Origin of the sequence: Geobacter sp. AOG2 (assembly GCF_019972295.1) — a bacterium.
Lineage (GTDB): Bacteria > Desulfobacterota > Desulfuromonadia > Geobacterales > Pseudopelobacteraceae > Oryzomonas.
In genome coordinates this window covers 3,151,646-3,174,245 of sequence record NZ_BLJA01000001.1, presented here as the reverse complement: position 1 = coordinate 3,174,245, position 22,600 = coordinate 3,151,646, and the positions used below count along the sequence as shown (strand labels likewise).

18 protein-coding genes are annotated in these 22,600 nt (G+C 52.2%); all 18 read left to right on the top strand.

Annotated elements, in window-relative coordinates; all coding sequences use genetic code 11:
* The first annotated feature begins 105 nt into the window (after positions 1–105).
* The 18 genes from LDN12_RS14435 (at position 106) to ispF (ending at position 22,525) form a co-directional block, all read left to right on the top strand.
* Positions 106–405 (top strand): Rieske (2Fe-2S) protein, encoded by a 300-nt coding sequence (locus LDN12_RS14435; protein ID WP_223923361.1) that lies wholly within the window; start codon positions 106–108, stop codon positions 403–405.
* Positions 406–413: 8 nt separating this feature from the next.
* Positions 414–1,847, top strand: a complete 1,434-nt coding sequence (gene cls / locus LDN12_RS14430) for a cardiolipin synthase (RefSeq protein WP_223923360.1) — start codon at positions 414–416, stop codon at positions 1,845–1,847.
* A gap of 181 nt (positions 1,848–2,028) precedes the next feature.
* Entirely contained in the window at positions 2,029–3,078 is a 1,050-nt protein-coding gene (gmd, locus tag LDN12_RS14425) for a GDP-mannose 4,6-dehydratase (RefSeq protein ID WP_223923359.1), read from the top strand.
* A gap of 64 nt (positions 3,079–3,142) precedes the next feature.
* Positions 3,143–4,159 carry an NAD-dependent epimerase gene (locus LDN12_RS14420; RefSeq protein ID WP_223923358.1) on the top strand — a complete coding sequence of 339 codons (1,017 nt, stop codon included), beginning with the start codon at positions 3,143–3,145 and terminating at the stop codon, positions 4,157–4,159.
* Between the two features lie 175 nt (positions 4,160–4,334).
* The gene (locus LDN12_RS14415; RefSeq protein ID WP_223923357.1) at positions 4,335–5,396 is read left to right on the top strand and encodes an EpsG family protein; all 1,062 of its coding nucleotides are present in this window, start codon (positions 4,335–4,337) and stop codon (positions 5,394–5,396) included.
* A gap of 5 nt (positions 5,397–5,401) precedes the next feature.
* Positions 5,402–6,580 carry a glycosyltransferase gene (locus tag LDN12_RS14410; protein WP_223923356.1) on the top strand — a complete coding sequence of 393 codons (1,179 nt, stop codon included), beginning with the start codon at positions 5,402–5,404 and terminating at the stop codon, positions 6,578–6,580.
* 84 nt (positions 6,581–6,664) lie between these two features.
* Positions 6,665–7,318: a class I SAM-dependent methyltransferase gene (locus LDN12_RS14405; RefSeq protein WP_223923355.1), complete on the top strand. Its 654-nt coding sequence runs from the start codon at positions 6,665–6,667 to the stop codon at positions 7,316–7,318.
* Positions 7,315–8,241, top strand: a complete 927-nt coding sequence (locus LDN12_RS14400; RefSeq protein ID WP_223923354.1) for a hypothetical protein — start codon at positions 7,315–7,317, stop codon at positions 8,239–8,241. The genes LDN12_RS14405 and LDN12_RS14400 overlap by 4 nt, the downstream gene beginning before the upstream one ends.
* Positions 8,242–8,709: 468 nt before the next feature.
* The gene (locus LDN12_RS14395; RefSeq protein ID WP_223923353.1) at positions 8,710–9,456 is read left to right on the top strand and encodes a bifunctional 2-polyprenyl-6-hydroxyphenol methylase/3-demethylubiquinol 3-O-methyltransferase UbiG; all 747 of its coding nucleotides are present in this window, start codon (positions 8,710–8,712) and stop codon (positions 9,454–9,456) included.
* A gap of 124 nt (positions 9,457–9,580) precedes the next feature.
* Positions 9,581–10,642: a hypothetical protein gene (locus LDN12_RS14390; RefSeq protein WP_223923352.1), complete on the top strand. Its 1,062-nt coding sequence runs from the start codon at positions 9,581–9,583 to the stop codon at positions 10,640–10,642.
* Between the two features lie 17 nt (positions 10,643–10,659).
* Positions 10,660–11,475, top strand: a complete 816-nt coding sequence (locus LDN12_RS14385; RefSeq protein WP_223923351.1) for a glycosyltransferase family 2 protein — start codon at positions 10,660–10,662, stop codon at positions 11,473–11,475.
* A 159-nt stretch (positions 11,476–11,634) separates the two neighbouring features.
* Positions 11,635–12,765: a glycosyltransferase gene (locus LDN12_RS14380; RefSeq protein ID WP_223923350.1), complete on the top strand. Its 1,131-nt coding sequence runs from the start codon at positions 11,635–11,637 to the stop codon at positions 12,763–12,765.
* Between the two features lie 292 nt (positions 12,766–13,057).
* Complete coding sequence (locus LDN12_RS14375; protein ID WP_223923349.1) at positions 13,058–14,719, top strand: MraY family glycosyltransferase; 1,662 nt, start codon at positions 13,058–13,060, stop codon at positions 14,717–14,719.
* A gap of 169 nt (positions 14,720–14,888) precedes the next feature.
* Positions 14,889–16,517 carry a capsule assembly Wzi family protein gene (locus tag LDN12_RS14370; RefSeq protein WP_308464320.1) on the top strand — a complete coding sequence of 543 codons (1,629 nt, stop codon included), beginning with the start codon at positions 14,889–14,891 and terminating at the stop codon, positions 16,515–16,517.
* 178 nt (positions 16,518–16,695) lie between these two features.
* Positions 16,696–19,251 (top strand): DNA gyrase subunit A, encoded by a 2,556-nt coding sequence (gene gyrA / locus LDN12_RS14365; RefSeq protein WP_223923348.1) that lies wholly within the window; start codon positions 16,696–16,698, stop codon positions 19,249–19,251.
* A gap of 55 nt (positions 19,252–19,306) precedes the next feature.
* A complete protein-coding gene (locus LDN12_RS14360; RefSeq protein ID WP_223923347.1) occupies positions 19,307–20,890 on the top strand; it encodes a HEAT repeat domain-containing protein in 1,584 nt (527 codons plus the stop codon).
* A complete protein-coding gene (locus tag LDN12_RS14355) occupies positions 20,880–21,890 on the top strand; it encodes an NAD(P)H-dependent glycerol-3-phosphate dehydrogenase (RefSeq protein ID WP_223923346.1) in 1,011 nt (336 codons plus the stop codon). The genes LDN12_RS14360 and LDN12_RS14355 overlap by 11 nt, the downstream gene beginning before the upstream one ends.
* Before the next feature lie 158 nt (positions 21,891–22,048).
* On the top strand, positions 22,049–22,525 hold the full coding sequence (gene ispF / locus LDN12_RS14350) for a 2-C-methyl-D-erythritol 2,4-cyclodiphosphate synthase (RefSeq protein ID WP_223923345.1): 477 nt from the start codon (positions 22,049–22,051) through the stop codon (positions 22,523–22,525).
* The last annotated feature ends 75 nt before the right edge of the window (positions 22,526–22,600 follow it).

Sequence of the window (22,600 nt, the reverse complement as noted above, 5' to 3'; positions counted from 1 at the left end):
TTTATCGGCACAATGCTTTTATTTTGTGCACAAAGTGAAACCATTTGACTTTCCTTGCTTTTTTCAGGTAAGATGCATCTCAATCTTCAATACGGAGGTGTTCCCATGATACCGGTGGCAAAAATTAACGAGGTCCCCAACTTCGGCAAAAAGGTGGTCTCCGTCTCAGGCCGGGAAATACTTCTGGTCAATATCAAAGGGGTTTTCTTTGCCTGTGAAAACGAATGCCCCCATCAGGCTTCGCCCCTGACCGCGGCCGTGGTGAAGGATGGCTCCATCTCCTGCCCGCGCCACGGTTATCGCTTTAACCTGGCCGACGGCAGATGCGCGGACCATCCCGAGTTAACCCTGCAGACCTTTCCCGTCCAAATCAGTGGAGAAGACATCCTCATCGACCCGGCCTGAACCTCTTCATGAACCATATCTTCATTATCCTGTTCGCCTTCTGTGCCGGCCTGCTCTCGTTGGCCACGGCCGGCCACGCCCTGCTCCACAAACGCGATTCCCGCTCGGCCCTGGGCTGGATGAGCATAAGCCTGACCCTACCGCTGCTCGGACCGTTCCTTTACTGGTGTCTCGGAGTGAACCGCATATCCCGCCGGGCGCGGCAATGGCAGGAAAGCGGCCGTAGACTCAGCGGAAGCGAGATAAACCCGTTCGCAGAGCCTGACGACGAAACCGTGCATCTCCCTCAGCCCGCGACGCATTTGAACGATCTACGCGTACTGGGGGACCGGGTGGCACGAACCAGGCTGAGGGAGGGAAACCGCATCACCCCCCTGGTTAATGGGGAAGAGGCTTATCCGGCCATGCTGGCGGCTATCGGGCGGGCAGAGGACAGTATCAATCTGAGCAGCTACATATTCGACGCCGACGGCATCGGTGCCGAATTCATAAGCGCCCTCCAGAATGCGGCGCGACGCGGCGTCGAGGTTCGGGTCATCATCGATGCCCTGGGGGAAAAGTACAGCCGCCGCTCCCCCCGCACGGCGCTGGCAGGCACCGAAGTGCATCTGGTCCGTTACCTCCCCCTGCGGCATGGCGCCTACATCAACCTGCGCAACCACCGCAAACTGCTCATCATCGACGGGCGCGAGGCCTTCACCGGCGGCATGAATATCCGCAGCCGCCATCAGCCGTCCTCTGTCGACATGGCGACCGCCATCCACGACCTGCACTTTTCCGTCCAGGGTCCGGTTGTGGCCGACCTGCAAAGTACCTTTCTGGAGGACTGGTATTTCGTGACCGGCGAGCGATTGGACGCACCCTCATTTTTCCCCAGTCTGGAGTCCTGGGGAAACGCCCTCGCCCGCTCCATAAGCGACGGCCCGGACAAAGAATTCCGCAAACTTGAGCACATCATAATGGGGGCGCTCTCCTGTGCCAAAAAGTCAGTACGCATCATGACCCCCTACTTCGTCCCCGACCGACCAATGATCGCAGCACTGATCACCACCGCCCTTCGAGGGGTGGACGTGCGCATCGTCCTGCCCGGCCTCAACAACCTGCCGTTTGTCCACTGGGCCACCCGGGGGCTCTTATGGGAACTTCTGGCTAACGGCATCAGGGTTTTCTACCAGCCGCCGCCGTTCGTCCATACCAAGCTGTTTCTGGTGGATGACGTCTGGTCGCTGCTCGGTTCGGCTAACCTCGACCCCCGCAGTCTGCGTCTCAATTTCGAACTTAACCTGAGCGTCTTCGATGAAGATTTTGCCGCCGGACTCAACCGGCACTTTGAGCAGGCGTTCGCCACGTCTTGCGAGGTCACACAGGAGGAACTCGACGGTCGCCCCCTGCCCGTCAGGTTGCGGGATAATTGCGCGCGGCTCTTCTCCCCCTACCTGTAGGTCGACTTCACCACAGAAGCGGAGCGAAGGCCCCTTTGCAGACAACCTGCTAAATCCGCGGCTCTTTATTTTATTTTGTATTCGTTGCAGCTGATATGGTATGTATAAAAATTACTGTGTATTTGAAATAGTATTTTGTTACTTGTGTATACACATGCTAATCTTACCTCAGGAGTCAAGAATGAAACGGGCACTCATCACCGGCATCACGGGCCAGGACGGTTCCTATCTGGCAGAATTACTCTTGGCGAAAGGCTACGAAGTCCACGGCATGATCCGGCGCTCCTCATCCTTCAACACCGGCCGCATCAACCACATCTACCGCGACCCGCACGAAAAGGATGTGCGTCTGTTCCTCCATTACGGCGACCTAAACGACGCCAGCTCCATCAACACCCTGCTGCGCACCATCCAGCCGGACGAGATCTACAATCTGGGCGCCCAAAGCCACGTGCGCGTCTCCTTTGACGTCCCCGAGTACACCGGCGAAGTGGACGCCCTGGGTGCGGTGCGTATTCTGGAAGGTATCCGCGAAACCGGCCTCAACACGAAATTCTACCAGGCATCGTCCTCGGAACTGTACGGCAAGGTGGTGGAGACCCCCCAGAGGGAAACCACGCCGTTCTATCCCCGCTCACCCTATGCCTGCGCCAAGGCCTATGCCTTCTACATCACGGTGAACTACCGCGAAAGCTACAACATGTACGCCTGCAACGGCATCCTGTTCAACCACGAATCCCCCCGCCGGGGCGAGACCTTCGTCACCCGCAAGATCACCCGCGCCGCAGCCCGCATCAAGCTGGGCATACAGGATTGCCTCTACCTGGGCAACCTGGACGCCAAGCGCGACTGGGGATTTGCCGGCGACTACGTGGAGGCCATGTGGCTGATGATGCAGCAGGACCAGGCCGACGACTACGTCATCGCCACCGGCGAGACCTGGTCGGTGCGCACCTTTGCCGAAAAAGTCTTCGAGCGTCTCGGCATGCCGCTGGCATGGCAGGGAAGCGGTGTCGATGAAACGGGAATCGACACGTCGAGCGGCCGGGTAGCAATCCGGATCGACCCCAAATACTTCCGTCCCGCCGAGGTGGACCTGCTCCTGGGAGACCCGGGCAAGGCACGGCGGCAACTGGGCTGGGAGCTGAAGACAAGCTTCGGCCAGCTCGTAAACATGATGACCGATGCCGACCTGGAACAGGCGGAGCGGGAAAAGCGGGCCGATGGTTAAACGGCCATTGGCCTGTCGTGCAGGAGGAGATTTGTGTTTGCCAGGCTCTTGAGAGGTTCGAACCATGTCTAAGATTCTCGTAACCGGTGCTGCGGGCTTTATCGGCTTTCACCTCACAAAGCGCCTGTTGGCGAGGGGCGACGAGGTCATTGGCCTCGACAACCTGAACGACTACTACGATGTCAAACTCAAGCACGACCGGCTCAAGCAACTGGAAGGGCAACCGGGCTTCCGGTTCGTCAAAGGCTCTCTTGAGGACCGCGGAGCCATCGAGAAGCTTTTTTCCGACGAACGTTTCGACACGGTTGTGAACCTGGCCGCCCAGGCCGGGGTACGCTACTCCCTCCAGAATCCCCACGCCTACATCGACAGCAACATCACAGGCTTCATGAACATCCTGGAGGGGTGCCGCCACAACAACGTCAAACACCTCGTCTATGCCTCGTCAAGCTCGGTCTACGGCGCCAACACCCGGATGCCCTTTTCCGTGCACCATAACGTGGACCACCCGGTTTCCCTGTACGCCGCCACCAAGAAGGCCAACGAGTTGATGGCCCATACCTATTCCAGCCTCTACGGCATCCCCACCACCGGCCTGCGCTTCTTTACCGTCTATGGCCCCTGGGGCAGGCCCGATATGGCCCTGTTCCTCTTCACCAAGGCGATCCTGGCGGGCAAACCGATCGACGTCTTCAACCACGGCAAGATGCAACGGGATTTTACCTTTATCGACGATATCGTAGAAGGTGTGATGCGGGTCACAGACACCACCCCGGTTCCCAGCCTATCATGGTGCGGCGACGAGCCTGACCCCGGCACCAGCTACGCCCCCTACAGGATCTACAACATCGGCAACAACAACCCGATAGAACTGATGCACTTTATCGAGGTGCTTGAGGAGTGCCTGGGCAAACAGGCGCAAAAGAACCTGCTGCCCATACAGGCCGGAGATGTACCGGCGACCTATGCCGATGTGGATGATCTGATGAAGGATGTGGGATTCAGGCCGGCCACCTCGCTCAAGGAAGGGATTAGTAGGTTTGTGGAGTGGTACCGGGGGTATTACCCGATTGCGACTTAAATTGCGCATATTGTTTCTCCCGAAATACCAATCAGCTATAATTGATTTAATAGCGAATATGAGAATTGATGTGGTTATAAACACAGTGTGTTTTCATAAACTTGCTCGCTATCGAATGCTAATTTACTTCTTTTAAAAATACTCTATATAGACTTTTGTATAATTTAAATTCAAAATGAAGACCATTTATATAGTCTCGCTGGTTCTAATAGCACTTACGTCGTTTGAACTGATTTCAAAAAATCATCGCACGGCGGTGAGTCAACGCTATGCCTGGAACGTAATTTGGTTGGCCTTTTCATTGACAGTGTTTGCGTTGGCCTCATTTCGCGTAGGTGGCAGTGACTGGGAGAACTATGAAATTGTTTTCAATCTCGCTGCATCATCTGACTCTTTGCCCATGGCGTTCGCCAAAAACCCGTTGTTGGAGCCCGGCTACGTTGCTCTTAACTATCTGGTTGCAAAGCTTGGAGGCGATCGTAGAGACTTGATCTACATCGAGTCCGGTATCACATCTCTGGGCACTTTCCTTGTCCTAACCAGAGTTCCTGGCGGGGCAATAATAGTAACTTGGTTGATTACTCTAACATTTATTGGACTCATGCCAGTTCGGCAAACCGTTGCAATCTCGTTAGTGATGATTGCATTCGCGGCAACATCCAGAAAGCTTCGGCTTATCTCTACACTGATAGCGCCAAGCATTCACATTTCTTCGATTCCGTTGTTGGTAGCGAAGCAGTTCGGAAAAAAACACTTAAGCAGATCTGCACTCACTGGTCTTGCATTAATGAGCGCTGTAGCCACTTATTTTACGACGAAGCTTTTGAGCGATAAGTTGGCTCTGTATCGCGATGAGGCCAGCGGGTTGACCGATCTTGCCCCAGGGACTGTCATCGGCGGCAAGATTGTCACGCTCTCGTTTATCGTCCTAGTTGGGTACTTTGCATCTAAAAAAAAGCAAACGGCACCTTGTCCAAGTTTTTTTGATTACAAGATTCTGCATCTTATAACTATCGTCTCACTCGCAATGGCAACTATCAATCCAGGATTTATCAGATTGACTTCTGTATTTGAGATTCTCTACATGTGGATAGCGGCGGAAAACATTTATTATTTGCAGAACAAAAAAATTAGATTTTTTTTATACTCAATGATCGCTTTTGTAGTAATCTGCAAACTTACTAAAATATCGCTGCAGTTTGAAGATATCTACAGCGTTCGCTTTTTTAGCGTTTAATTATTATGAAATTAGCATGCATCTCATATTTTTTACCTGGCAAAGAAAACAATCATGGCCCCAATAGTTTGATCTATCAGATTATTGCGCATAGGCGCAGGGATATTTCGATAGACTTATATTTGCCGCAGGAAATACTTAATAAGGCGGACAGCGAGAGAATTGCTACTATCGAGCAAGATCTCGCTGTAAAGATTCACCCACTATGTGGCGAACAACCGAACTTATTCCAACGACTTTTGTCGTCGTGGTGGCCAAGCGGAGCGAGGTTACATTACAGGATTGATGATCTTCTGAGCCGCGACTACGACCTAGTCTGGGGTTACCCATTTTGGACAGCCCCTTATGTCAATCGGGTCCCGGCAAGAAAGGTCATTTCTGGAATGGACTGCGCGACGTTACTCTACCTTAGGAAGGTAAAGGCCTGCGTAACAGATCACCCTTTGCAGATTTTCAGATACTCTCTAGCACTAGTTATGGCTTTCCTGTTTGAGAGTATATTCTTAAGGCACATAAAAGTACATGTAGTTGGCCGTAGCGATCAGATCACCTTGAAAATGTTGGGCGTCGATTCATTCTATATACCCCATCCCACAAATCCGATCGCAATGAGTGACCATGAGACTGTACGAATTCGTTCAGCGCGAACAGTTCGCATACTGGTTGCAAATTCACTGGACGTGTTCTACGGCAGCGATACCGTTCTCAAATGGTTAAAGGCTCTGTTCGCCATAGCCCCCAGATTTCCAGGTACTGAATTCGAAATCGTCTTTCACAAAGGAAATGCTGAACTAATCAAAAAATACCTGGCGAGAGAGAAGATCCCGAATCAGTTCAAGATGACGTTCGTTGGCTGGATCGATAACTATGAAGAGTTCCTCTTGGCTATCGACATTCAAATCTTTCCGCTAGATATCGGTGTAGGCACGAAAACCTCAGTACTCACTGCGCTATACATGAATGTGATATGCATCGGAACGAGTATTGCGTGTGAGAATATTGAGACTCAGTCCGCTCCGCAACACTTGCTAAGAGCCGACTCTCCCGATGAATTCGTGCGTCAGTTCCTGGAAGCTATGACTTGCCTCCAGGACCACACCAGTTATCCCCTCGGCTATGCTCTGTCTCCAATGCACAGCCCAACATCTAGTGCCGCCGACTTTTGGGAAAGGTCACTCAGCTAATTTTTGTATCAATTCAGGTCGCCCTTGGCCTGTGGTAGTGTGCAAGAAATACGTCCAATCTCATCTTTCAATAACGGAGTTCTCATGTTTTTCCCAAAACGTATCAAGAAAATCAGACCGGGGGATAGAGTCTTGGAGATAGGGCCGGGGTCAATGCCATTTCCACGTGCAAACGAGTTTCTTGAATATGACTTCGATGCTGGCGACATCATCCGTCAGCGTGGCGATGTCCATGAGGGGCCCGATTACGGGGGGAGAAAGGTGACTCGATACAAGGGGAATCGACTGCCCTTTCGAGATGGCGAATTTGATTACGTGATTGCATCCCATGTGATTGAACATGTGGACGATCCGGCTCTTTTTCTGGATGAAATTTGCCGAGTGGGGGGGGGAGGATATCTGGAGTTCCCACTGCCAACATATGAATATCTTTATGATTTTGATGTACATAAACATTTCATATGGTTCGATTCTGATGCAGATGTTATCAAATTTCTTCCGAAAAGCGAAACAGGACTGGATTCTTTTAGCGTTGTTACAAACAGCTTGAAACAAGGACTTACAGCAGGCTGGGATGACTTGGTTGCTTCGAATCTGGATAACTTTTTCGCCGGGATTGAGTTTTCCGAAGGACTCAAAGCTGTCAAAGCGCAAGGATTGGGTGAGTTCGATCCACTCGCGTTCCAGTCGTTAGGGGTTTTGAGCAAGGGTATCAAGAAAGTCTTGAGATTTTTATGAATCTAGCGATCAAAGAAATGAAAGAATACTCGTTTGATCATCACGTATTTCTCAGAGGTGGAATTGGAAACCAGTTTTTCCAGTGGGCATACGCTAAAAAGCTACAAAGCGAGGGCCTCTCCGTCAAGTTAAACACGGCTTTTTTAAAAACAAAGAAGCAAAATCAAGCGTCTGGAACACTAGAGTTGCTTAATTTGTTTTCATCGATAGACATTCCCGTATGCGCTTGGAAGCACCTAAGGCCACTTGAGTTTGTTGTCAAACGACTTGGAAAGTTAGTCGGGGTGCTCGAAGACGACCATCTAACTGACAAACCGCAATCTTCCAGGTGTTTGCATTACGGGTATTACCAGATGGGCGAAGTTTTGAATACGTTAGTTCTTGCCAAGGCGAAAGAGCTTATACATCCCAACTTGATACAGAGTGAGATCCCTGGCAACTATTGTGTACTGCATGTTAGGGCTGGTGATTACATGTCTAATGCATACAATTTTGCGCATATGGGGTTGTTATCCATCGAATATCAAGTCCGTGCTGCGAACCTGTTGCTAGACAGGTATCCGCGCAATGATTTGATTATAGTTTCCGACAATGAGCAATTTTCTAGTTTAGTACTAAACGAGTTGAAAACAACAAATAGGAACCGTGTAAGTCTTCTGTCTAAGGTACTGCATAGAAACGAATCGCAAAGCGATGCCATAACGGCTATGCTCTCCGCCGAAGCTATTTCTTTGTCAAATAGCTCTTTCAGTGCAATGTGTGCGCTACTTGGAAAGTCCGGTGAAGTCCTCTATCCGAAGCCATGGTTCATATCACCTGACCTTCAATATATCTCACCCGTCTTAAACCATTGGACTGCGCTACCCTCTGACTTTGCGGGACAAGGTTGGGCAGCAAGTAAACATTTATATGCTGGTCTATAGCCGCAGTTTAATCGTTAAAGTTAAACCTAGATTAGCAGCAATCTTCTGCCGATTAGCAAAAAGACACTTTGGGTCTCGTGTATGTGTTAGATTTCATGGCTACTTTTTGGAGGTATTGTCATAAAAATGAATCAGATACAGTTTCGACTGGCTCGTGCCTGATCAATTACCTTAGCAATACGGTTCCAGAAACAATGCGAATCGGTCAGACCGCTGGCTCATGGCTTTACGATTGTAAAACAACAATATGGAATGCTTTAGTTGGATCAACATTACAATAAACACGCCTTTTGCTTTAGGAAACACGCTAGTAGATACCTTGACTAATTTCAATATCAATTTAGCCGTCGCCCTTACCTTAAAAGCTTGCTACGTTAGTTTTTAGTGGCAACAGTCAAAACAATCAAGCGACCATAAGCTAAATTACGATTAGCGGAAGATTAGCATTTCAGATTAGGAAGTAAAATTATGGCCGACACCTTTGAAGACTATCATTTGATTAAAGGTTGGAATAAGGATGAGTTTGCGTCATCCAGCAATTCATCACTACTCGAGGCGTATGCGAGCTTGCTCAAGGCGTACATCCCTGGTTCGATACCAGCCGCGCTTGACTTCGGATTCGGCAATGGAGAAATGCTTCAGACCTTTAAAAAATTGCACGTTGAGGAGATTTACGGCATCGAGGCGAACACAGTTTTGATTGAACTAGCAAGGCAATCAGGAATCAGGGCCTATAATTCTGTTTCAGAAATTGCTGTTAGTCTTGAGGGAAAACTCGATGTAATAACAGCCATGCATGTAATGGAACATATAGAATTCGGGGCATTGGAAAATCTATTTGATCAGTTTAGCAAGTTTATCAGGCCTGGCGGCTACTTAATTGCCGCATTCCCGAACGGTGAATCACCGTTCTCCAGCTATTCTTTTCACAGCGATCCCACGCATACAACCTTTCTAACTCGAGAAAAATGCCGAATTCTTGCGTTAAATAAACCACTCGCATTAGTGGCCTACAAAGCATTTCCCTCGATTGGTCGACATTCAAAAAAAATTCGTACACAACTTTTGTCTGCTTTCAGAGAGATTGGAGAAAATTTTATCTATTTTGTACTGTCTAAATTTATCTTTGGAAATGATAACATTCTAATGAATCCGATCGCCGTCGCGGTCTGGAAAAACACGACTACTACATGCACAAGCATAAATCATAATTAATACTGCCGTTAAAGGTGGGAGCAGACGCTCGGCAATGATCAATTTATTAAAAAACAATTCATATGTGCTTACGGGCCCTTTATCCGGATTCCTTATAATACTTATAATTGCACGGCTATCACATTTGGAAGCTGACAAGGCTTACTTCCTTGTTCTTGCTCTCTTGGCGTACTCGTCTCTGGCTGATGGTGGACTACCCTATAAGTTGAAATTTGAAAGTAGTAATAAGGAAGTAGTTGAAACTATAAAAAAAATCATCGGGAACTTACTCGTATTAAGCCCGTTGCTCTCTATTTGCCTTGCTTTAATGATTTTCAATTCCGCGGGGTCGCATGATTCGCTCGGTGAACTCATAGCTTTGCTGGCAGTCTCCGGTATGGCGGCGTTCTTTAAAACGATTGCGGACTCTCTGAGAGTTGTTGGGATGAAGAGTCAGCATAGGAACACCGTTGACAGGGCAAGTTCTCTGCTAGCGTTGATGAAGGTACTTTTTGCTTATCTCTTAGTAAACCGCCTACCATTCTTACACACCTATACGATCATGCTGATGCTAGAGTTTTTTGCATTGGCCTATTTGCTCCGAAACAAATTTTCGTTTATATTTCGAGATAACCTGGTGATCCAATTTAAACCGAAGCTGTATTTTAACCCTGCATATATACTGGCAAACATTGGATATATAACTGGATTCAACATCGACCGCATTGTATCGTTTCATATACTTAATAGCTCAAGCTACAAGCAGCTTATAATTACACTATCTCTTTTAAGCATGTCGATACTACCTAACAAGCTCGTGGAAAACACTCGCACATTTCCATCCAACACTTCAAGCGAGGCCGTATTGCATAAAAATCTTGCACTTATCTTCCCTGCGCTCGGTATCATCGCTTTTATCATCGGTCTCTGGCTCTTCAATGCACAGCTTGATGCTAACACAAAAATATATCTCTCCGCACTTTCAATTGCCTGGGTCCCCCTTACCATCTATTATAATAATATTTGGGCCACGTATCTTAAGGAGGGAGGAAGCATGGGGATTGCCAAAATGACACTCTGGTCCGGTCTAATCTCCGGTATTCTTTCAATTTCCCTTTCTCATTTTTATGTTTGGATTATACCGATCGGTCTGTTTTCCTATTCATTATTTAATGCGGCATTTGCTTATCAGTTGCACAAAAAATAGTACCACATCGTATTGCCATGTATAATATACCAAGATTTAGAGATGATGTTTCGGTGATTGTTCCTGTATACAATGCAGGAGTAGCTTTGATTGATGCTTTGGATTCAATCCGAAAACAGACGCTTCAGCCTGCTGTTGTACATATAGTCGACGATCAGTCACCATCAGATGATGCTGACCTTGCCCGCACTTATATCGCCGAGCACCAAATTAAAGGGTGGTATGTACATAAGCTACATAAAAACTTGGGTGCAGGCGGTGCGCGTGACTTTGGGATTCGTAACAGCACGACCGAGTACATTGCACTTTTAGATGCCGACGACTTATGGCTGCCTGATCATCTCGCTAGCGCGTTCGGCGTTATTGATAAGTTCGATCTAGCATTATTCGGTGGTCGGACGCACAAACTGAGTCGCGGCGAACATGTTCCTTCCAAAACAGAGGAAGAGCACATCACCCAAATCTGTCTCAATATCCTTCTTCTGAAGTGCTACTTCCTTACATCAACGGTAGTTCTGAAGCGAGCAAGCTATCTGGATTGTGGTGGCTTCTTGCCAGGCCTTAGGCTTTCGGAGGATTACTCGCTTTGGCTTCGATTTGCGGCAAACTTAAATAATCGCTGTGCTGTTAGTAATTTGGTGCATGCACTATACAGGGACAGCGACACTACCACCACCAGACGTTTGTCGAGGAATCACTGGGCACACGAATGTGCCGAACTTGCGAATTTCAGATATTTGCACAATAAGGAAATCATCAGTTCTGCTCAACTGATGCTGTCCTCGGGGTTTTCGTTTTTGAAGTACATTAGGAGACTGCTCACGCATCATTAGGATATGCGGCTTTATCTTTACGACGAGTCCAGGGATTGCAAAACCAAGGAACTCTAGGCCATGCTCGGGACGGTTCTCCTCTAGACTTGGACAGGAATTACAACGCAATGCTTACTCTGGTCTCAACTAACATACGGCCAGTATTGAGAAAATGCCCTAATGAAAATTCTTCACCTAACGCCTGACCTCAACTTTGCGATTAAATTCGTGCTTCCGATTGCGGAGATTCAATCCGTAGACGGCAACCAAGTGACTATTTGCACGCACAGTAACGAATATCAGACATCCGCGCAGGCTCTCGAATCTATTCAGTTAGAGTATCACCAGATTCGGTTCATTAAACTGAACCTTAAGTTCCAGTTAAACGCCTTCGCTTATTTTCGGTTAGTAATCAGCCTAGTTCGAGAACTGAAACTAATCGAGCCGGATGTAATTATTTCGCATACATCTTTGGACTCGTTCATTCCACTGATCGTTTCTCGCTTTGCCACAAACGCAAAGTTGGTGTATTTTAATCATGGGGTACCATTTCTCGGATACGACTTTCCATTGCGCATGGTTTTCAAGCTTATTGAGTTCATCAATTTGCGGATAGCCCATCTCACGCTTACGATTGGTGAATCAATGAGGGCATGCTTAGCGCCTCTGGCGTCAAATAACAAAAGAGTTGTTTTTGTCCCCCCCGGATCTGCATGCGGTATTCGATTAATTGCTTCTGACTACGAACAGATCGTCAAGATGCGCAGAGAAACTCGTCACGCACGTGGAATAACGAATGATGAGAGAGTTGTTGTTTACGTAGGGCGACCGGTTAAAAGAAAAGGTTACTTCGACCTACTCGAAGCATGGGATGCATTTAAGGATAAAAGTAATTATCGACTAATACTAGTAGGTCCAGCTGAAGCTGACATGATTAGATTGAATAAACGTCCATCTTCAAATGTTTATTTTCTAGGATACCAATCTGACCCAACGCCATTCTATTTGATAGCTGATGTGCTATGTATTCCGTCCCATCATGAGGGATTGGGATATTGTTACATTGAGGCTTCTGCCGCGGGTTGCGTTCCGATTTGTTCCAAAATACCAGGGCCCACTGACTTCGTTAAACATGGCGAAACCGGAATGACTTGTAGAACAGGTGACCTACAGTCAATTGCAGACTCGATATTTGTAGTGCTCGCTGACAAGCAACTTCGGGAGCGTCTGGCCCGAAATGCTTTTTTGCATGCCCTCAGCTACGAGAGAACCTCGCTTGCACCGAAAATTAGTTCCGCTATTCAACAATAGCCGAGAAATGCTGATAAAAATGAAGAGATGATCCTTCAGAACGAATGCTTTTGGAGAGATATAGACAACATTAAAATTGTATTGTTTCTCCCTAAATACCAGTTAGCTCGTTGCCCACGAAAAAGTCTGAATTCTATTTTCGACTGGTCGAAATTGGCTTTCCAATAACCAGGGGCAATGAGGCCATACATCAGTAGATGCAGTGTTGTGCAGAAGCGGACACCTTGGTGCGAGTCGCGATAACGTATTAAACCCGCTTATAGAATGTATGGGAATCGAAGGGATATTACTGATGGCCAACATCACCCTGTTTTATATATTCTTTTCCGCCCTTATGACCTCCGTCCTTCTGACCCCTTCCCTCTCTCATTTAGCGATTCATGTCGGCGGTATCGACACACCGGACGAACGAAAAATTCATTGTAACGAAACCCCTCGTTTGGGCGGCATTGCCATCTTCTGTGCATTTCTTTTCTCTGTTCTATTTTTTACTGATATCGACCGTCAAATCAAGGCGTTTCTGGTAGGGGCCGTGGTGATTTTTCTGACCGGGCTTGCTGATGACATTACCGGCTTAAGACCTCGCAACAAGCTGATTGGCGAGATACTTGCCGCCACCATGGCAATCGTTTCAGGTGGCATACACTTGTCGACACTTGGCAACCCTCTTGGCATTGGTGAAATTCTGTTGGGCCCTCTTGCTACCCCCTTCACGATTTTTGCCGTAGTTGGAGTTATGAACGCCATCAACCTCATAGATGGCCTAGATGGTCTGGCAGGGGGGACTTCCGCTGTCGCCTGCCTTGCGTTTGGTATGCTGGCCTGGAAGGTGGGGAACTACAACCTTTTGCTATTACTGGTTGCCTTGCTCGGAGCTATTATTGGCTTTCTGCGCTACAACACCTATCCTGCCAACATTTTCATGGGTGATGCAGGGAGTCTTTTTTTAGGCTATTGCATGGGTTTTTTCCCTGTTATGCTATTGAATGCGTCAGGAGGCGCCGTTTCTCCTGTCGCCCCTCTCATGATCCTGGGCGTACCCATTCTGGATACATTGGTTGTCATGTGTGGCCGCAAACTACACGGAAAGAGTATTTCCTGCCCAGACAAGACCCATATTCATCACCGTTTGCTGAAGCTTGGGTTTGGTCATCGTTTCTCCGTGCTGTTTATTTATGGATTATCCTACCTGCTGGCTGCCTGCGCCCTCTTGATGCATGGTGTTCGTGATTCTATCCAGTTTTCTGTTCTGGTTGTTTTTTGTATCGTTTTGTACCCTGCACTGAGGGGCTTAGCCAAACTGGAATCGACACAACTATTTTTAAACCTGAAGAAAGACAAATCACTACGGAATACGGAAACATGCCGTACCATAGTAAAATACAGCCATGCTCTTTTGGTGGTTGTGAAATACCTCTTACTTTTGATACTTTTACTGGTCATTTTTGTTAAACCAAACTATCCGGCAAAAATTGCGTGGGGGGCAGGCCTACTCGTACTATGTATGTCGCTAGTTTGGATGCCCAACAGCGGTTGGGGCAATTCTTTGCTGAAATCGGTCATTTATTGCAGTGGGCTGGTCAGTATATTTATTATCGAAAACTATGGCCGACAGAGTACTTTTGCCGGGCTTAACCTCCTCTGGGTTTCTCATGGTTTGTTCGCCATTCTGTTTGTTACTGTGGGAATAAAAATTGTTTTACGCAACCTGGCAGGAGAGCTGATAACGAGCCCTTTTGAATACCTTATTTTATTTATTGTGGTAGCCGTACCATTGTTGCCTTCTGATTTTACCGCCAGATTTCATTTGATGAGTGTTGCCGCCAAGTCGGTGATCATGTTTGTCGCCTATTTGCTGATTCTCATACGGCAGGCTCGACATAACCGCAAAATTCTGGTGGCAACCTTTATAAGCTTGCTAATTTTGGTGGTGCGGCAGGCTTTTGGGTTATAGCCTGCTGGTGCCCACCCGGTTGTATTATGCGTAGACAGTATTCTAACTTGATAATTTTGCTCATGCTCCTCCTTTGACGATGAGACACCTTTCCCGGATGTGCCGGAGGGGAAGTGGAAAGGGGGAAAATGTGCGGCGGTGCGGCATCCAACATTTCCATGAGGCTCTGATGCTCAAGTGCTATTCGGTCTTGTCCTTATGCATGCTTATACTCTTCTGCCCCCAGGTCTTCTGTCCCCAGGCATCCGCCGCTACACTCTCCTCCGCCAACATCCCTCTGGATAGCCCGGTCTACCTCTACCTGGAGAAACTTGCCGGATTCGGCCTGATTACCAGTGATGTGAAAGGACTGAAACCTTTCAGCAAGGTCGAGGCGGCCCGACTGGCATTGGAGGCGGAGACGAACCTGGAATCCGGCACGGCCGGGGCGCCGGCCTTTGCACGGGAACTGATTGACCGCACCCGTGATCTGCTCCCCCGCGAGGTTTCCCTGCAAAAGGATCCCACCCGCAGACCGCAAGTTATCGACTTCAACCCGATGGCATCGTTCAGGATCCGCTACCTGTACTTGGACGGGGCACCGCGAGACTACGTACGACTTGTGCACGATCCGGGTAACGATGGCGTGTTCGGCATTGGGTCGGGCCTGCGTCCGGCAACGCCCACCTCCGTTGTGACACAGGTGGGCTACGAAGGTACGCCGTTGTCCGAGAACAACGATGGGGTCGTTTACCATCGAGGACATAATGGCGAGCTGCGGTGGGCTGCCGAGGGATATGTCAGCGACAAGGCGACTGCGCTGATCGAACCGATGTTGCTTGCTTCGGGAACGGGTACCGGCATACGGCTCAACAGGGGCTATCTCAAGGTCGGAGGAGGTGCTCTCGAACTGGAACTCGGCAAGGACGAGAACTGGTTGGGACTGGGCTATCGCGGCAGCATAACCCTAACCAACAATGCGGAGAACCTGACCATGGCCAAACTCTCCAGCCCGGAACCGTTCCGTGTCGGCTGGCTTTCCTGGCTCGGCAACCTGAAATATGCCTTGATTCTCTCCCAATTGGACAAGACCGTCACCGATGGTCAGGAACGCCAGCCCTGGTTCTATGCCGTAAAACTGAGTTCCAAGCCGACCGAAAATCTCGAAATCGGCTTCAACCTTGGGCGGCAACAGGGGGGAACGGGGGTGAGCAACAGCTTTGGCGATAACCTTCGAGGTTTAATCGGCGGGACCGGCGCCGACAATTCCAACGGATTGGCCGGTTTCGAGATGCGCTACCGCATACCGTGGCTGCGCAACACAGAACTGTACGGCGAATTTTCCGGCGAAGATACCGCCAGCTTCTGGCCTATCGTGGAAAGCTATCTTGCGGGTTTTTTTGTACCTAATCTGACGGCTGATGGCAAAAACGATTTTCGTTTCGAATTTTTCCAAGGTAACCAGATACTCTACACGAACGGCACTTTCCCTGAAGGTTTTCTCTACAAGGGACTGCCGCTGGGCCATTCCCAGGGTGGCGCCACCCAGGATTTTTTTACCCGTTATAGCCACTGGTTCGGGGTACGCAACAATCTGGCCCTGGAGTATTTTTACACCAACCGCGGCATGGTCGGCCGCGTATCCGGCCAAGCTATCGAACGTAAGCATGCCGGTCGCATCTTCTGGACCGTGCCGGTCTACGGAGATGTGGATGCCCAGATGGAATATGGGGTTGAAAAGATCAACAACCTGAACCTGGTGGATGGTGCAGAACGGACGAACCAGTTGTTCAAGATGGAGCTGCGCTATCGCTATTGACGCAACCTGTGATCCCGCCGCACGAAAATCTCCCCGTTCCCGAATCCATCAGAACTAGAGACAAATCACGAATAATGTGATAGGATTCCGCTCCGGTCGAAAAAGCGCCCCCATGCCGGAAAGCACCGTTTGCTTGCGGGGCGTTACGTAAATAGAGATGCCACTGAAAGAGGAATCAATGCTCAACGCTCCCACCACGCCGCAAAACCAGATATCCGTCAACATCGAAGACGAAATGAAGCGCTCCTACATGGACTATGCCATGTCGGTCATTATCGGCCGCGCCCTCCCGGACGTGCGCGACGGGCTCAAGCCGGTGCACCGGCGCTGCCTGTACGCCATGTACGACATGGGCAACGAATACAATAAACCTTACAAAAAATCGGCCCGCGTGGTCGGCGACGTGATCGGCAAGTACCACCCCCACGGCGATACGGCTGCTTACGACACCATCGTGCGCATGGCCCAGGACTTCTCGCTGCGCTACATGCTGGTGGACGGCCAGGGGAACTTCGGTTCGGTGGACGGCGATTCGCCCGCCGCCATGCGGTATACCGAGATCCGCATGCGCCAGCTCACCCACGAGCTCTTGGCCGACCTGGACAAAGAAACCGTCAACATGGCGCCCAACTACAACGACGAGTTGCTGGAGCCGACGGTCCTCCCCTCCAAGTTTCCCAACCTGCTGGTCAACGGCTCCACCGGCATCGCCGTCGGCATGGCCACCAACATACCGCCCCACAACCTGACGGAGGTGATCGACGGCATCATCGCCGTGATCCACAACCCCGAGATAAGTTTCGAGGAGTTGCTGGCCCTGGTGCCCGGCCCGGACTTCCCCACCGGCGCCACCATCTACGGCCGCCAGGGGATCAGGGATGCCTACGCCACCGGCCGCGGCATCATCCAGATCCGCGCCAAGGCCCATGTGGAGGTTCAGAAGAAATCGGAGCGCCAGTCGATCGTCATCACCGAGATCCCCTATCAGGTCAACAAGTCCAAGCTGGTCACCAGCATCGCCGACCTGGCCAAGGAGAAGAAGATCGAAGGGATCACCGACCTCCGCGACGAATCGGACCGCGAGGGGATGCGGATCGTCATCGAGGTCAAGCGGGACGAAAACGCCGAGGTGCTGCTCAACCAACTCTACAAGCACACCCAGTTGCAGACCTCCTTCGGCATCATCATGATCGCCATCGTCCACAACCGCCCCCGCGTTCTGACCCTGCGGGAGATGATGGACTGCTTCGTCGATCACCGCCGCGAGGTGGTGACCCGCCGCACCAACTTCGAACTGAAGAAGGCCCTGGCCCGGGCCCATATCCTGGAAGGCCTCAAGATCGCCCTGGACTGGCTGGATGCGGTTATCGAGCTGATCCGCGAGTCCAAGACCCCGCCCGAAGCCAAGCAGGGGCTGATGGAGGGACGGTTCGCCGACCCGGAATACTTAAAGCGCCTCGACCTGCCCCGGCCTGCCGGTTACGAGGAGGCGGTGCAGTTGACCGATATCCAGGCCCAGGCCATCCTGGAGATGCGCCTGCAACGCCTGACCGGTCTGGAGCGGGACAAGATCGTGTCCGAATACGAAGAGGTGCTGGCCTTCATCGCCCGCCTGCGGGAGATCCTGGCTTCCGACGCCGAGATCCTCAAGATCATCGTGGCCGAGTTGACCGAGATCCGCGACAAGTTCGGCGACAAGCGCCGTTCCGAGATCGTGGACAAGACCGCCGACATCACCCTGGAGGACACCATCGAGGATGAGGATATGGTGGTGACCATCTCCCATACCGGGTATATCAAGCGCAGCGCCGTGGACCTGTACCGCTCCCAGCGGCGCGGCGGCAAGGGCAAGACCGGCATGAAGACCAAGGAAGAGGATTTCGTCGAACAGCTCTTCATCGCCTCCACCAAGGACTACCTGCTCTGCTTTACCGATGCCGGCCGCATGTACTGGCTCAAGGTCTACGAGATTCCCGAGGGGAGTCGCACCACCAAGGGCAAGGCGGTGGTCAACCTGGTCAACGTGGCCATGGACGAAAAGATCACCACCATCCTGCCGGTCAAGGAATTCAGCGAAGACACCTTCCTGTTCATGGCCACCCGAAACGGCGTGGTCAAGAAGACGCCGCTGGTGGAGTATTCCAACGTGCGCAGCGGCGGCATCATCGCCGTCAAACTGGACGAGGGCGACCGCCTGATCTCCGTAGCCCTGACCGACGGCAGCAAGGACGTGTTCCTGGCCTCCAAGAACGGCAAGGCCATCCGCTTCAACGAGGGAGACGCCCGTTCCATGGGACGCGTGACCCGCGGCGTGCGCGGCATGAACCTGTCCGACGACGACCAGGTCATCGGCATGGAGATCGTGGACAATACCGCCGTCGGTTCCACCATCTTCACGGTCTGCGAGAACGGCTACGGCAAGCGCACCGACCTGGACGAATACCGCGACCAGAGCCGCGGCGGCAAGGGAATCATCACCATCAAGACCACCGAGCGCAACGGCAGCGTGGTCAACGTCATGCAGGTGGCCGACGACAACGACCTCATGGTGATCACCGATAACGGCAAGATCCTGCGGGTGCCGGTCTCCGGTTTCTCGGTGATCGGCCGCAACACCCAGGGCGTGCGCCTGATCACCACCGAAGAGAAGGAAAAGGTGGTGGCCGTGGCCAAACTTGCCGAGAAGGAAGAGGACGAGTTCGAGGATGAGGGTGAAAACCATAGCGAGGGGTGAGGAGACCTTTTGAATTCCTGATTCAGAAGCTAAAATCCGAATTTCAGAAACCATTATGCCCAGAGCCTTGAAAATTGACAAATCCCTGAGGGAACGGCGGCGGATCATGCGCCTGCTGGATTTCCTCAAGCGGGACGACCTGACCGGCGACCAGATGGAGCGCATCGGCCGGCGCCTGCAGAAATCGGGCAAACGGGCGCTCAACCCGCTGGTCCGCAAGCTGTGGCAGGAGCATAACGGCACCGCCATCTACCGTTACACCTGCATGCTGGACTTCTTCGACACCTCCGCCTGGATGGACCAATTGATCCAGATCACCCTGCAACGCAAGGACCTGGAGGAGGACGGCAAGCTGGCGCTCCTGGACTTGTTGCATGACAGCGGCATTGACGTCACGGCCCCTCCCTTTGCGTCGTTGACCGGATATGGCGCCGCATCCCTGGACGGATTCATCGACGATTGCCTCAAGGACGGCGAGCGGGGCCTGGTACGCTTCATCGACAATTTCCTGGACGTTACCGATGATTTCCGCGAACGCATGATCCACCGGCTGGCCGAGCTCAATTCCCCCGACGCCGTAGCCCTGCTGGAGATCCTGCTTTCCTTCGAGCGCCCCGAGATCGTCAAAGAGGCCATCCTGGCACTGGGACGGATCAAGAACGGTTGCGCTCTGGATGTGCTGACCAGGGCCGAACGCCACCACGAGGGCGATGTGGCCGACCTGATCCGGCGCAGCATCCGGCGGCTCTCCTTCATGGGCATCAGGGAACCGGTGGAACTGCCCCAAACATTCCCCATGCCGCTCCCCTTTCACGAAGTCCAGGCCGGCCCCATCGACTTCTATGGCGCACGTTCCCTCTGGTTTTCCTGGAAGCTGGACGATTCGGCCTTCGCCGCCCTGTTGATCCTGACGGGGGAGTCGGACGGCCTCCTGAATGCGGTCAGTTACCGCATGCGGGACGAGAAGGAGTACAACCTCGTCTTCAAGGATCTGATCAACGGCGAGATGTTACTCCCGGTCAGTCCCGGCTATGCCATGTCCGCCCTGCGGGAAGCCCTCCACCGCAGCCGCGAGCAGGGATTCTACCTGCCGCCCGACTTCTATGTGGACATGCGCCTGTTCCGCCCCGATTCGCTCAAACCCGAGGCCTACATCCCCCGTTTCAGCCTGAACCACCTGGACGGCATCGTCGAAAAGATCCCCGGCTACGTCACCGCCAGCAACGAACTGCTGGACGACCCGAGCCTGGAAGGGTGGATCCTGTCCGAGCCTGCCGTCTATGATGCCGCCGAGCGTTTTATCGCTCTGGAAGAGAAGGACGGTGTTGAAGGTGTGACGGCAGAAGCGCTGGAGGCCGAGATCAACCGCTTCTGCGACGAGATGATCATCCCGCGCCGCGCCGAGATCATCAAGCGGCTGCTTCTGACGGCAGACTACATGCAGCAGACCGGTAGCGAGGATCAGGCGGTCCAACGCGCCCTGGCCACTGCCCTCAGCCTGGTGGGAGGCTTCCTGCCCGAGTGCCGCCATCCCTTCATCCGGCGCCTGGTGCTGGACAGCGTGGATACCGCCCGCCAGGCGCTGGCGGAAGGGTACGACCTGCGGCTGGAGGAGGGCTATTCCAACGATGAAGAGTAAAAACGAACGGATAGCCGTCATCGGCGCGGGAAGCTGGGGAACGGCACTGGCCAACCGCCTGGCGGCCAACGGCCATCAGGTACTCTTGTGGGCCTACGAACAGGAACTGGTTCGCGAGATCAACACCGCCCACACCAATTCCCTGTTTCTCCCCGGCCTCCCGTTGCAGCCGGGACTGGTCGCAACCGGCGACCTTGGCGAAGCCATCGACGGCTGCGGCATCGTCCTGCTGGTGACCCCGGTCCAGGTCATGCGGGGGGTTCTGAAACAGATCGCCCCCGCCATCGGCGGCGGCACGGTCATTGCCAACGCCTCCAAGGGGATCGAACTGGGGACCCTCCAGACCGTCTCCCAGATCTGCGGCCAATTGCTGCCGCCCGAGGTGACCAATGGGTATGTGACCCTGTCGGGGCCGACCTTTGCCCGCGAAGTGGCCCAGGAACTCCCCTCGCTGATCGTGGCCGCCTCCCGCGTTGAGGCAAACGCCCGGCGCGTGCAGGCGGCCTTCAGCAGCCCCTGCTTCCGGGTCTACACCAACAGCGACGTGATCGGCGTGGAGCTGGGAGGGGCGGTAAAAAACGTGATCGCCATTGCCGCAGGCATCTGCGACGGCCTCGGATTCGGCCATAACGCCCGTGCCGCCCTGATCACCCGCGGCCTGGCCGAAATGAACCGGCTGGGCAACGCCATGGGTGCGCAACCGGCAACCTTCGCCGGGCTGGCCGGCATGGGCGACCTGGTCCTGACCTGCACCGGCGACCTCTCCCGCAACCGCACCGTCGGCTTCAAACTCGGCCAGGGGATGCTGTTGGCCGACATCCTGGGGGAAATGCGCATGGTGGCGGAAGGGGTCAAGACGGCGGAATCGGTCCATCAACTTGCCCTCCGCCTGGGCGTGGAGATGCCGATCGTCGAGAAGACCTACCAGATTCTCCACGAGGATAAACCCGCCCGCCAGGCGGTTACTGAACTGATGGGGCGGGATCTGAAGGCTGAATGAACAGGTTGTTGAAAAACAGCCATCTCGCCGCCGTCCTCGAAAGCCCTCTCGTGCGGCGTAGCGCTGCTACGCCTCCTCAGGGCCTGTCTGGCGGGTGCGACGATCTGACTATTTTTGAACAACCTGAATTTTTAAATATCTGTTAAAGGCTGGGATTCATGCGTATAGGGCACGGTTACGACGTCCACCGGCTGGTGGAAGGAAGAAAACTGATCATGGGTGGGGTGGAGATCCCCTGGGAAAAGGGTCTTCTGGGGCATTCCGACGCCGACGTCCTCTTGCACGCCATCTCCGACGCCATCCTGGGCGCCATCGGCGAAGGCGACATCGGCAAGCACTTCCCCGATACCGACCCCACCTTCAAGGGAGCCGACAGCCTCAAACTCCTGGAACAGGTCATGGTCATCGCCGACAACCGCGGCTACCGGCTCGGCAATCTGGACGCCACCATCATCGCCCAGCGTCCCAAGATGGCGCCCCATATCTCTGCAATGCGGGAGAATATTGCCCGGGTGCTCCATGCCGCCCCGGAACAGGTCAACGTAAAGGCCACCACCGAGGAAGGCCTCGGATTCACCGGCACCGGCGAGGGGATCTCCGCCCACGCCGTGGTACTGTTGGAACAGAATAGGTAATGCACCGCATTCCACAAGCTGTTGAAAAATTCAGGTTGCTCAAAAATAGTCAGATCGTCGCACCCGCAGTATAAT

Excerpts from the sequence above, each read along its gene's own strand:
- LDN12_RS14435 (WP_223923361.1), top strand. The coding sequence starts at position 106 with ATGATACCGGTGGCAAAAATTAACGAGGTCCCCAACTTCGGCAAAAAG.
- gyrA (WP_223923348.1), top strand. The coding sequence starts at position 16,696 with ATGCTCAACGCTCCCACCACGCCGCAAAACCAGATATCCGTCAACATC.
- cls (WP_223923360.1), top strand. The coding sequence starts at position 414 with ATGAACCATATCTTCATTATCCTGTTCGCCTTCTGTGCCGGCCTGCTC.
- LDN12_RS14410 (WP_223923356.1), top strand. The coding sequence starts at position 5,402 with ATGAAATTAGCATGCATCTCATATTTTTTACCTGGCAAAGAAAACAAT.
- LDN12_RS14380 (WP_223923350.1), top strand. The coding sequence starts at position 11,635 with ATGAAAATTCTTCACCTAACGCCTGACCTCAACTTTGCGATTAAATTC.
- LDN12_RS14385 (WP_223923351.1), top strand. The coding sequence starts at position 10,660 with ATGTATAATATACCAAGATTTAGAGATGATGTTTCGGTGATTGTTCCT.
- LDN12_RS14360 (WP_223923347.1), top strand. The coding sequence starts at position 19,307 with ATGCCCAGAGCCTTGAAAATTGACAAATCCCTGAGGGAACGGCGGCGG.
- LDN12_RS14370 (WP_308464320.1), top strand. The coding sequence starts at position 14,889 with ATGCTCAAGTGCTATTCGGTCTTGTCCTTATGCATGCTTATACTCTTC.
- LDN12_RS14400 (WP_223923354.1), top strand. The coding sequence starts at position 7,315 with ATGAATCTAGCGATCAAAGAAATGAAAGAATACTCGTTTGATCATCAC.
- gmd (WP_223923359.1), top strand. The coding sequence starts at position 2,029 with ATGAAACGGGCACTCATCACCGGCATCACGGGCCAGGACGGTTCCTAT.
- LDN12_RS14420 (WP_223923358.1), top strand. The coding sequence starts at position 3,143 with ATGTCTAAGATTCTCGTAACCGGTGCTGCGGGCTTTATCGGCTTTCAC.
- LDN12_RS14375 (WP_223923349.1), top strand. The coding sequence starts at position 13,058 with ATGGCCAACATCACCCTGTTTTATATATTCTTTTCCGCCCTTATGACC.
- ispF (WP_223923345.1), top strand. The coding sequence starts at position 22,049 with ATGCGTATAGGGCACGGTTACGACGTCCACCGGCTGGTGGAAGGAAGA.
- LDN12_RS14395 (WP_223923353.1), top strand. The coding sequence starts at position 8,710 with ATGGCCGACACCTTTGAAGACTATCATTTGATTAAAGGTTGGAATAAG.
- LDN12_RS14355 (WP_223923346.1), top strand. The coding sequence starts at position 20,880 with ATGAAGAGTAAAAACGAACGGATAGCCGTCATCGGCGCGGGAAGCTGG.
- LDN12_RS14415 (WP_223923357.1), top strand. The coding sequence starts at position 4,335 with ATGAAGACCATTTATATAGTCTCGCTGGTTCTAATAGCACTTACGTCG.
- LDN12_RS14405 (WP_223923355.1), top strand. The coding sequence starts at position 6,665 with ATGTTTTTCCCAAAACGTATCAAGAAAATCAGACCGGGGGATAGAGTC.